This is a genomic window from Shewanella sp. SG41-4 (assembly GCF_014164505.1).
Lineage (GTDB): Bacteria > Pseudomonadota > Gammaproteobacteria > Enterobacterales > Shewanellaceae > Shewanella.
Genome location: NZ_JACJFI010000790.1, coordinates 1 through 236, shown reverse-complemented (window position 1 = coordinate 236; position 236 = coordinate 1). Strand labels below are relative to the sequence as shown.

1 protein-coding gene is annotated in these 236 nt (G+C 56.4%); it reads left to right on the top strand.

Features of this window, described 5'->3' with window-relative positions:
* On the top strand, positions 1–236 hold a 236-nt coding region (locus H5202_RS23845), incomplete at both ends, for a hypothetical protein (protein ID WP_182774178.1).

Below are 236 nucleotides of genomic sequence, written 5' to 3'. Positions count from 1 at the left end.
ACTGCTACCGACAACCAGCCTGTGGACAATGTTGCCGCACCTGCACCAATCGTTGAATTCAGCGGCATGGGCAGCGATGGCGTGTTCAACAGCGATGAGATCGGTACTGACGGCACTGTGACCGCGACCGTGACGCTAGCGACTGGCACTCAAGTTGGCGACACCTTGATTGTCACTGACGGCAACGGCAACACCCTATTTAATGGCCCTGTCACTCAAGACATGCTCGACAACGG